Source organism: Pseudomonas sp. CAU 1711, from assembly GCF_039888625.1.
In the GTDB taxonomy this organism is placed as follows: domain Bacteria; phylum Pseudomonadota; class Gammaproteobacteria; order Pseudomonadales; family Pseudomonadaceae; genus Aquipseudomonas.
The window spans coordinates 21,575-30,100 of the sequence record NZ_JBDQQT010000023.1 but is presented as its reverse complement, the minus strand read 5'-3'; the positions used below and the strand labels follow the sequence as shown (position 1 = coordinate 30,100).

Here is an 8,526-nt window from a genome sequence, read left to right as displayed (position 1 = left end):
CCACCTGATCCCATCCCGAACTCAGCAGTGAAACGACGCATCGCCGATGGTAGTGTGGGGCTTCCCCATGTGAGAGTAGGTCATCGTCAAGCTCCTATCCCCAAACCCCCAGTCGAGACATCGACTGGGGGTTTGGCTTTTGCGCACGGGAAAAGTCCGCGCCTGGCGGAGGCTGGACTGCCCTGTTGTCGAGACAGCATGCTCGTGGACGCTGGTTGTGGCGCGGGCCATTTCAGCCCGCGCCGTCCGTGGGGTCAGGGGACCAGCGGCAGCTCGCGCTTATGGCGGGTGTTGTCGTAGGTGCGCACGATGGTGGCGTAGGCCTCGTCGCTGACCTTCTCGCCGTGCAGGAAGGCGTCGATCTCGGCGTAGCTGACGCCGTGGGCTTCCTCATCCGGCTTGCCCGGACGCAGCTCTTCCAGGTCGGCGGTCGGGGTCTTCATCACCAGGTGCTGAGGCGCGCCCAGGTGTTTGGCGATGGCGCGGACCTGATGCTTCACCAGGCCGGAGAGCGGGGCCAGGTCGCAGGCGCCGTCGCCGAACTTGGTGAAGAAGCCCATCACCGCCTCGGCGGCGTGGTCGGTGCCTATCACCAGGCCGTTGTTGGCGTTGGCGATGGCGAACTGGGCGACCATGCGGATGCGCGCCTTGATATTGCCAATCACGAAGTCGCGGCGGGCGTCGGTCAGTTTCTGCAGGTGGGTGACCTGCTCGCCCAGGCCGATCACGCTGTCGTGGATGTTGACCGTGTCCTCTTCATCGGCGCGGATGAATCTCAGTGAATCCTGGGCATCATGCTCGTCGTGCTGCACCTTGTGCGGCAGGCGCACGGCGATGAAGCGATAGGCGGAATCGCCCGTCTCGGCGCGCAGCTCCTCGACCGAGAGCTGGGCCAGGCGGCCGGCGGTCAGCGAGTCGACGCCGCCGCTGATGCCCAGCACCAGCACCTTGAGCCCGGAGCTCTGCAAGGTGTTCTTGATGAAGGCCTTGCGCTTGTCGATCTGCGCCACTAAGGCGGCCTCGTCGGCGAAGGGGGGCACCACGTCGAGTGCGGCGGCGATTTCGGCTTGGCGGTTGCTCATGGCTGGGTCCTCATACGCGGAAAACATGTTTCAGGTAGCTGACGAAGTTCTCGTCGCGGCACTGGGTCTTGCCCGGAGTGTCGGAAATCTTGGCCACCGGCTGGCCGTTGCAGGCGGTCATCTTGATCACGATGTTCATCGGCTCGACGCCGGGGATGTCGCAGGTCAGCCTGGTGCCGATGCCGAAGCTTACGTGGATACGCCCGCAAAGTGCACGGTAGAGCTGCAGCGACTTCTCGAAATCGAGGCCGTCGGAGAACACCAGGGTCTTGCTCATGGGGTCGATGCCCAGTTTCTCGTAGTGGGCGATGGCTTTTTCGGCCCACTGCAGCGGGTCGCCGGAGTCGTGGCGCAGGCCGTCGAACAGCTTGGCGAAGTACAGATCGAAGTCGCGCAGGAAGGCATCCATGTTGATGCAGTCGGTCAGGGCGATACCGAGCAGGCCGCGATACTCGCGCACCCAGCAGTCCAGTGCGGCACTCTGGCTGTCGATCAGGCGCGGGCCGAGCTGCTGGTGAGCCATCAGCCATTCATGGGCCATGGTGCCGAGCGGTTTGAGGTCCAGCTCGCGGGCCAGGTGCACGTTGCTGGTGCCGACGAAGCGCCCGGGGAAATCCTGCTTCATGATCCGCACCATCTGCTCCTGCACCCGGTAGGAGAAACGCCGGCGGGTGCCGAAGTCGGCCACCTGGAAGCCTTCCAGCTCGCTGGTCGAGGCTTCGTTCTTGAGCCAGTCGAGCTTCTGGTACAGACGCTCGCCGGCTTGTTCCAGCAGCACTTCACGGTAGCGATAGCGGTTGCGCACCTCGCTGATGATGGCCAGCAGCGGGATCTCGTAGAGGATCACATGCAGCCAGGGGCCGCGCAGGCGGATGCACAGCTGGCCGTCCTCGATGCCGGTGTGCACGTGGCGCGGGTTGAAGCGGAACAGGCCGAGGAAGCGGATGAAGTCGGCCTTCATGAACGGAATGCGTTCGAGGAAGGCCAGCTGGTCGGCGGTGGCCTCCAGCTCGGCCAGGCGCTCGATCTGGTAGCGAATCTCGGCCAGGTAGGGGGTCAGGTCTTCGCTGTTGCGGCAGCGGAATTCCCACTCCACCTCGGCGTTGGGGTAGTTGTGCAGCACCGCCTGCATCATGGTCAGCTTGTAGAAGTCGGTGTCGAGCAGGTTCTGCACGATGCGCTCGGCGAATACGCTCTCGGCCATATCAGTTGTCTCCACTTGTATTCAGGGCGGCGTCCAGCTCTTCCAGGCTGGCGTGCAGGGCGATGCCGGCGGCGCGCATCTCGGCGCAGGCCGCGTCCGCGGTCTCTGCGGCAATGGCGCGGCAGGCCGGCAGGTAGACGTCCACCGCGAAGCCGGCGCGGCGCAGTTGCAGGGCGGTGGTCTTGACGCAGTAGTCCAGCGCCAGGCCGCCGACCAGCACGCGCTGCACGCCATTCTGCCGCAGGAACTCGATGGCCCCCGTGCTGCGCTTCTCGGCCAGGTCGTGGTAGCAGGCGCCGTAGGGGTGCAGGTCCGGCTCCACGCCTTTCCACACGAAGTAGTCGTAGTCCAGCGGGGCGGGCAGCTCGTCGAGCAGCTCGAAACCCGGCGTGCCCGGCACGCAATGGCTGACCCAGGACAGGTCGGCGTTGGCCAGCGGCAGCGGCTTGAGCATCTCCGCGTGGCTCGGCGCCACCCAGGCGGCCTGCGGGCTGTGCGCGTCCTTGCTGCCCAGGCGCAGGCTGGCGCGTTCGGCCAGCTGATTGAGGGCCGGGGCTATGGCATCGCCGCCGGGAACCGGCAACTCGTCCGGGCACAGGGGCGTGAAGCCTTTTTGCGCGTCGACGTCGAAGCTGGCGATTTTCATCTTGGCATTCCTCGCTGCCGTGGAGATGGCTACATATTCCATCTGATGAAATAAGTTGGCAAGAGATTCTCTCTCGCTGAGGTGAAAATCTGTGAGTTATTCGCCAAGATGAAATAAGTCTGACGATAGTGAAGGAGAGGGCATGGCTTCCGCCGAAGTGCTGGCCGGGGTGGATATGGTGGCGTTGCGTCTGGGTAAGGAGGGGCTGGAGCTGCTGCTGATCCGCCGCGCCCAGGAGCCCTTTCAGGATCAGTGGGCACTGCCTGGCGTGCTGGTCAATGGCCGCTGCGCCGACACCAGCCTGGATGCGGCGGCCGCACGCGCGCTGCGGGACAAGGCGCGCATCGTCCCGACGCACCTGGAGCAGGTGGCCACGGTCGGTAATGCGGTGCGCGATCCGCGCGGCTGGTCGCTGTCCACCATCTATCTGGCTCTGCTGACGCCGCAGACCGAACTGCAGGGCGACGATCTGCGTTTCGTGGCACTGGCCGAGGTGCTGCAGGGGCGTCTGGCGTTGCCTTTCGACCACGCCCAGCTGGTGGTTCAGGCCGCCGAGCGCCTGGCTGGCAAGGCCGTGTACACCTCGCTGCCGTTGTACCTGCTGGCGCCGCGCTTCACCGTCACCGAGGCCTTGGCGGCGTTCCAGGCCTGTCTCGGCCAGGCGGTGCAGCACACCACCCTGCGCGGGCGACTGGATAAGATGAGGCAGCACGGCTGGGTTCTGGACACCGGCGAGAAGAACCAGCCGCGCATGGGGCGCCCGCAGAATCTGCTGGAGCATCGGCCACAGGCCGCCGGCGGTTTTATTTTCGATCGCAGCGTGCTGTCCTGACCCTGGCCCTGCCACTCCTTCCGGCTGACCCGGTTGACGGTCGTCCGGCACCGGGAGAGGTTGGTGCTACGGTGGCAGCTCCTGCGAGTGCATTAGACACCCGCCAGTCCCAGCACCAGCTTGACCAGGCCGAACAGCAGCAACACGAAGAGGGCGGTGAACAGCACGCCGAGCAGAATGAAGTGGCTGGGCTTGCCACGGCCGAAGTCGCGCGCGCGATTCTTGCCGCTCTGCACGCCGAAGGCGGCGGCCAGCACGCTCTGCAGCATCTCGCGGAAGGTCAGCGGCTTGTCTTTGTCGTCGTCCATGGGATACCTCCTGCGCTCAGCTTAGCGCAGGAGGGCATTTTCACAGCTCGGCATCCAGGGCCTGCACGCGCAGGCGCTCCAGCTCGTCGAAGCGGCTGGTCTGCAGTTCGGCGATGGCCGCTTGCAGGTCCGGGTCGCTGAGGCCGGCGGCACGCAGGCGGTCGCGCTCGCTGGCGTAATCGGCCAGGCGCTGTTTCCAGGCGGCCTGCTGGCGATCCAGCTCGGCTAGGGCGGTGGCGGCTTCCGCCCCCAGGGTCTGCTCGCGCAACTGGCGGATTTCCTCAGCGCTGGCGCCTTGCTTCTGCAGTTCTTGAGTGGCCGCATAGAGCTCGCCGTGGCGGGCGCTCTCGGTGCGCGCGGCGCGCACCTCTTCCGGCAGCTGCAGCTCCAGCTCGGCCAGTGCCTGTTGCTGCTGGGCCGGGCTCAGGCCGCTCTGCCCGACCAGGGTCAGGCGCTGGACCATGTATTCGTCCTCGGCATTGTCGCGGGCGAAGAAGGCCGTGTATTCGGCGGCGGAGAAGTACTCCCGGCGCATGGCGTTGAGGGCGTCGAGGCGCTGGCGCAGGGCCGCGGCGTCGAGGTTGTCGGCTTCGGGCAGCTGTTGCAGGGCGATGCGGTAGTCGACGTAACGGCGTAGCAGGTCGCGCGCCTGTGCCAGGGCGGGCTCGCGCAGCTGGGCGGCGAGGTCGCGGTGGATGCGGCTCAGCACCTTGTCCAGCTCTTCTTCTCCCAGACCAGCCAGATAGAAGTCGAACAGGTGCAGCAGGTCTTCCTGTAGCAGCAGGCTGCCGTCGGCGGCCATGCGCAGGCTGACGCCATGGCTGGCGCCTTGCAGCGAAGGGGGCAGCGGGCCGGGGTCGGGCAGGGCGCTTGGCGCCGCTTCGCTCAGTCGCTGGTTGGTGGCGCTGGCCTGCTGGCTGCGTGCATCGCCGGGCAGGCTGGAAATCGGTTTGGCTTGCGCCTGGGGCTCGGGGGCGGGGCGAGACAGCCAGAGGGTCGCACCGATGGTGGCGGCGCTCAGGGCGAGGGCAATCGGGATGATCTTGCCGGGCATCGAGAACTCCTGATGGCGGGCACGGCAATGGCTGCCGTACCCGCCATGGGATTACAGACCGAGGTTCTTCAGGCGGTTGGCCTGGCTCTGATAGACAGTCTTCGGATTGGTTTCGAACAGCGACACCAGACCCAGAACCTGGTTGGTGATATCCAGGTGGTTCATGAAGTAGTTGTCCTTGAGCACCTTGCCGAAGTGGCTGGAGCAGCGACCGGTGACGCCATCGTTGGACTCGCTGAAGCCGAAGGCCAGGTAGGTGATGCCGAACAGCGGGTCGGAGATATCCAGCACGTGGGTCAGCGGCGCGGTACCGCTCATGGAATACATACGCACGGTGTGCGTCGTATTGTTTTTCTGGAAGTTGGCGGTCTCCGGGCCCTCGCCGCAGGAGCTGGTCGGAATGCCCGTGGGGAAGCGCTGGTTGTTGGCCGCGGCGCCGTTCTTGTTGAACTCGGCGAGCATCGCGCGGATGTCCGACTGGCTCTTCTTGTTGTTCGACAGCAGGTTGACCAGGTTGCCCACGGCGTTGGCGAACACGTCGAAGGCCACGCCCTGCAGGCTGCCGGGCGGTGCCACACCGGTGACCAGGTCGGCCAGCGGCGAGCCCTTGTGCGGCGAGTTCAGGGTGGTCACCGAGGCGACCAGGTCGGGGCGGGTATTCATCACGTAGCGGGCAGTCAGGCCGCCCTGGCTGTGACCGATCAGGTTGAACTTCTTCACGCTACCGCCGGAGGACGCGCGAATCTGCTCGAGTTGGGCGATCAGATCCTCACCGCGCTTGGCCGAGCTGTCGAAGGCATTGATCTTCGGCACGTGAACCTTTGCACCCTGGCTCTGCAGGGCGCTGGGGATCTTGTACCAGTAGTCGATGCCGGCGATGGTGTCGAAGGCGAAGATGCCGGGGACCAGGACGATGGGGTTCTTGGTCTGCGACTGGGTGTTGGCGTGGGCCGAAAGGGAAGCGCACAGGCCGAGGGCGGCCAGTGCTGGAACCAGCAGTTTTTTCATTGAGATGTACCTGTGTGTTCATTTTTGTTTTTGTAACTCCGCACACAGCAGCGGAGGTGGCGGCCATGAAAGCACCGGTACACGGGGGAAGCTTGTAAGAACTGATGATCCTTGCCGGCTGGCTTATTCGATGTGACGAGGTGCCCGCTCCGCGTTTGGGGCGCGCAATGGCGAGCGAAAAGCAGGCGTGGAGCGGGGGGCGGCATGCGCTTGAGTTTGCAATTCGGGGCCGGCGCCAGCGCTCGCCTTATCCCTTGAAGCCCTTGGCCATCAGGTAGACCTCGCGCTTGCGGATCACCATTTTCTCGAAGGAGGTGCGCACGTCCTTCAGGAACGCCAGATGGCGGACACGGCGAGGGCCGTGCCCGCCACGGGTAACTACAGGCCGAGGTTTTTCAGGCGGTTGGCCTGGCTCTGGTAGACGGTCTTGGGATCGGTCTCGAACAGCGACACCAGACCCAGAACCTGGTTGGTGATATCCAGGTGGTTCATGAAGTAGTTGTCCTTGAGCACCTTGCCGAAGTGGCTGGAGCAGCGGCCGGTGACGCCATCATTAGCCTCGCTGAGGCCGAAGGCCAGGTAGGTGATGCCGAACAGCGGGTCGGAGATGTCCAGCACGTGGGTCAGCGGCGCGGTGCCGCTCATGGAGTACATGCGCACTGTGTGGGTCGTATTATTCTTCTTGATGCTGGCGGTTTCCGGGCCCTCGCCGCAGGAGGTGGTGGGGATGCCGGTCGGGAAGGTGGCGTTGTTGGCCGCGGCGCCGTTCTTGTTGAACTCGGCAAGCATGGCGCGGATGTCCGACTGGCTCTTCTTGTTGTTCGACATCAGATTGACCAGGTTGCCCACGGCGTTGGCGAACACGTCGAAGGCCACGCCCTGCAGGCTGCCGGGCGGTGCCACACCGGTGACCAGGTCGGCCAGCGGCGAGCCCTTGTGCGGCGAGTTCAGGGTGGTCACCGAGGCGACCAGGTCGGGGCGGGTATTCATCACGTAGCGGGCAGTCAGGCCACCCTGACTATGACCGATCAGGTTGAACTTCTGCACCGTGCCGCCGGAGCTCGCGCGAATCTGCTCCAGTTGGGCGATCAGATCCTCACCGCGCTTGGCCGAGCTGTCGAAGGCGTTGATCTTCGGCACGTGAACCGTCGCGCCCTGGCTCTGCAGGGCGCTGGGGATCTTGTACCAGTAGTCTATGGTGGCGATGGTATCGAAGGCGAAGATACCAGGGACCAGGACGATGGGGTTCTTGGTCTGCGACTGGGTGTTGGCGTGGGCCGAAAGGGAAGCGCACAGGCCGAGGGCGGCCAGTGCTGGAACCAGCAGTTTTTTCATGGACATGTACCTGTGTGTTCATTTTTGTTTTTGTAACTCCGCACACAGCAGCGGAGGTGGCGGCAATGAAACCACTCGCACACGGGGGAATCTTGTAGGAACTGATGATCCTTGCCGGGCATCGAACGATGCCGTGAAGCCTCTGTTGCGCCCGGGGGTACTGGATGCAGGCATTGCTCGGCGGAGCATGGCGGGCGATTTGCATCCGGCCAATGTTCGGCTTCAGGCCCGCCGAGGCCTGCGCCAGGCGCCGAGCGTGCCCGGCGTGGCGCTTACCCCTTGAAGCCCTTGCCGACCAGATACACCTCGCGCGAGCGCGGGCGCGAGGCTTCCGGCTTGCGGATCATCACTTTCTCGAACGAGCTGCGCACGTCCTTGAGGAAGGCCTCGGAGCCTTCGCCCTGAAACACCTTGACCGCATAGTTGCCGCCGGGCTTGAGTACCTGACGCACCATGTCCAGGGTCAGTTCGACCAGATACATCGACGAGGCCTGGTCTGCCACTGCGACGCCGCTGATATTGGGCGCGATGTCGGAGATGATCAGGTCGGGCTGGCGGCCGTCGAGCTTGGCGAGGATCTGCTGGAACACGCCGTCGTCGGTGAAGTCACCCTGGATGAAGTCGACGTTGTCCAGCGGGTCCATCGGCAGGATGTCGCTGGCGATCACCCGGCCTTTCTCGCCGACGATCTTGCCGGCCACCTGCGACCAGCCGCCGGGCGCGGAGCCCAGGTCCATGATCAGCATGCCGGGACGGATCAGCTTGTCCTTCTCGTTCAGCTCCATCAGCTTGTAGCTGGCGCGTGAGCGCAGGCCATCCTTCTGCGCGCGTTTGACGTAGGGGTCGTTGACGTGTTCGTTGAGCCAGCGACTGCTGCTTTTGGAGCGTTTCATGATTGGACCAACCACTGAAAAATCGAAGTGAAAGCGGGCCAACGCATGGAGTAGGGGCCGCAAAATGGCGGCAATTATAAGCCGAGAGCGTCGTGCAGGTTAAATCCACGGCGCGCGGCGCCCATCCGCCCGGCCTGACAGGCTAGGGCGCCGGCGGCTACAAT

General features: G+C 64.7%; 9 protein-coding genes, 1 rRNA gene and 1 pseudogene. 2 read left to right on the top strand and 9 right to left on the bottom strand.

What is annotated here, in order from left to right; genetic code table 11:
• Positions 1 to 92, top strand: a 5S ribosomal RNA gene (gene rrf / locus AAFN46_RS20005); the annotation flags it as partial.
• A 162-nt stretch (positions 93 to 254) separates the two neighbouring features.
• Here rrf and nadE read toward each other — a convergent pair.
• From nadE to AAFN46_RS19990, 3 genes are read right to left on the bottom strand one after another with little or no spacing between them, the layout of a single operon-like run.
• On the bottom strand, positions 255 to 1,082 hold the full coding sequence (gene nadE, locus AAFN46_RS20000) for an ammonia-dependent NAD(+) synthetase (protein WP_347810453.1): 828 nt from the start codon (positions 1,080 to 1,082) through the stop codon (positions 255 to 257).
• 10 nt (positions 1,083 to 1,092) lie between these two features.
• On the bottom strand, positions 1,093 to 2,286 hold the full coding sequence (pncB, locus tag AAFN46_RS19995; RefSeq protein ID WP_347810452.1) for a nicotinate phosphoribosyltransferase: 1,194 nt from the start codon (positions 2,284 to 2,286) through the stop codon (positions 1,093 to 1,095).
• A gap of 1 nt (position 2,287) precedes the next feature.
• Positions 2,288 to 2,932: a nicotinamidase gene (locus AAFN46_RS19990; protein WP_347810451.1), complete on the bottom strand. Its 645-nt coding sequence runs from the start codon at positions 2,930 to 2,932 to the stop codon at positions 2,288 to 2,290.
• Positions 2,933 to 3,074: 142 nt separating this feature from the next.
• Between AAFN46_RS19990 and AAFN46_RS19985 the strand changes: the two genes are divergently transcribed.
• Complete coding sequence (locus tag AAFN46_RS19985; protein WP_347810450.1) at positions 3,075 to 3,764, top strand: NUDIX domain-containing protein; 690 nt, start codon at positions 3,075 to 3,077, stop codon at positions 3,762 to 3,764.
• A 92-nt stretch (positions 3,765 to 3,856) separates the two neighbouring features.
• On the opposite strand, the gene AAFN46_RS19980 is transcribed toward AAFN46_RS19985, so the two are convergent.
• From AAFN46_RS19980 to rlmE, 6 genes and pseudogenes are all read right to left on the bottom strand, one after another.
• On the bottom strand, positions 3,857 to 4,072 hold the full coding sequence (locus AAFN46_RS19980; RefSeq protein ID WP_347810449.1) for a DUF2970 domain-containing protein: 216 nt from the start codon (positions 4,070 to 4,072) through the stop codon (positions 3,857 to 3,859).
• Between the two features lie 40 nt (positions 4,073 to 4,112).
• Complete coding sequence (locus tag AAFN46_RS19975; protein WP_347810448.1) at positions 4,113 to 5,126, bottom strand: lipase secretion chaperone; 1,014 nt, start codon at positions 5,124 to 5,126, stop codon at positions 4,113 to 4,115.
• A gap of 51 nt (positions 5,127 to 5,177) precedes the next feature.
• Positions 5,178 to 6,134, bottom strand: a complete 957-nt coding sequence (locus AAFN46_RS19970; protein ID WP_347810447.1) for a triacylglycerol lipase — start codon at positions 6,132 to 6,134, stop codon at positions 5,178 to 5,180.
• Positions 6,135 to 6,381: 247 nt separating this feature from the next.
• A pseudogene (locus AAFN46_RS19965) lies at positions 6,382 to 6,468 on the bottom strand (23S rRNA methyltransferase); the annotation flags it as partial.
• Between the two features lie 44 nt (positions 6,469 to 6,512).
• The gene (locus AAFN46_RS19960) at positions 6,513 to 7,469 is read right to left on the bottom strand and encodes a triacylglycerol lipase (protein WP_347810446.1); all 957 of its coding nucleotides are present in this window, start codon (positions 7,467 to 7,469) and stop codon (positions 6,513 to 6,515) included.
• A 272-nt stretch (positions 7,470 to 7,741) separates the two neighbouring features.
• On the bottom strand, positions 7,742 to 8,362 hold the full coding sequence (gene rlmE / locus AAFN46_RS19955) for a 23S rRNA (uridine(2552)-2'-O)-methyltransferase RlmE (RefSeq protein ID WP_347810445.1): 621 nt from the start codon (positions 8,360 to 8,362) through the stop codon (positions 7,742 to 7,744).
• Between the last annotated feature and the right edge of the window lie 164 nt (positions 8,363 to 8,526).

What these genes read in the sequence shown, in the direction of transcription:
- nadE (WP_347810453.1), bottom strand. Translation starts at nt 1,082, where the DNA reads ATGAGCAACCGCCAAGCCGAAATCGCCGCCGCACTCGACGTGGTGCCC.
- pncB (WP_347810452.1), bottom strand. Translation starts at nt 2,286, where the DNA reads ATGGCCGAGAGCGTATTCGCCGAGCGCATCGTGCAGAACCTGCTCGAC.
- AAFN46_RS19990 (WP_347810451.1), bottom strand. Translation starts at nt 2,932, where the DNA reads ATGAAAATCGCCAGCTTCGACGTCGACGCGCAAAAAGGCTTCACGCCC.
- AAFN46_RS19985 (WP_347810450.1), top strand. Translation starts at nt 3,075, where the DNA reads ATGGCTTCCGCCGAAGTGCTGGCCGGGGTGGATATGGTGGCGTTGCGT.
- AAFN46_RS19980 (WP_347810449.1), bottom strand. Translation starts at nt 4,072, where the DNA reads ATGGACGACGACAAAGACAAGCCGCTGACCTTCCGCGAGATGCTGCAG.
- AAFN46_RS19975 (WP_347810448.1), bottom strand. Translation starts at nt 5,126, where the DNA reads ATGCCCGGCAAGATCATCCCGATTGCCCTCGCCCTGAGCGCCGCCACC.
- AAFN46_RS19970 (WP_347810447.1), bottom strand. Translation starts at nt 6,134, where the DNA reads ATGAAAAAACTGCTGGTTCCAGCACTGGCCGCCCTCGGCCTGTGCGCT.
- AAFN46_RS19960 (WP_347810446.1), bottom strand. Translation starts at nt 7,469, where the DNA reads ATGAAAAAACTGCTGGTTCCAGCACTGGCCGCCCTCGGCCTGTGCGCT.
- rlmE (WP_347810445.1), bottom strand. Translation starts at nt 8,362, where the DNA reads ATGAAACGCTCCAAAAGCAGCAGTCGCTGGCTCAACGAACACGTCAAC.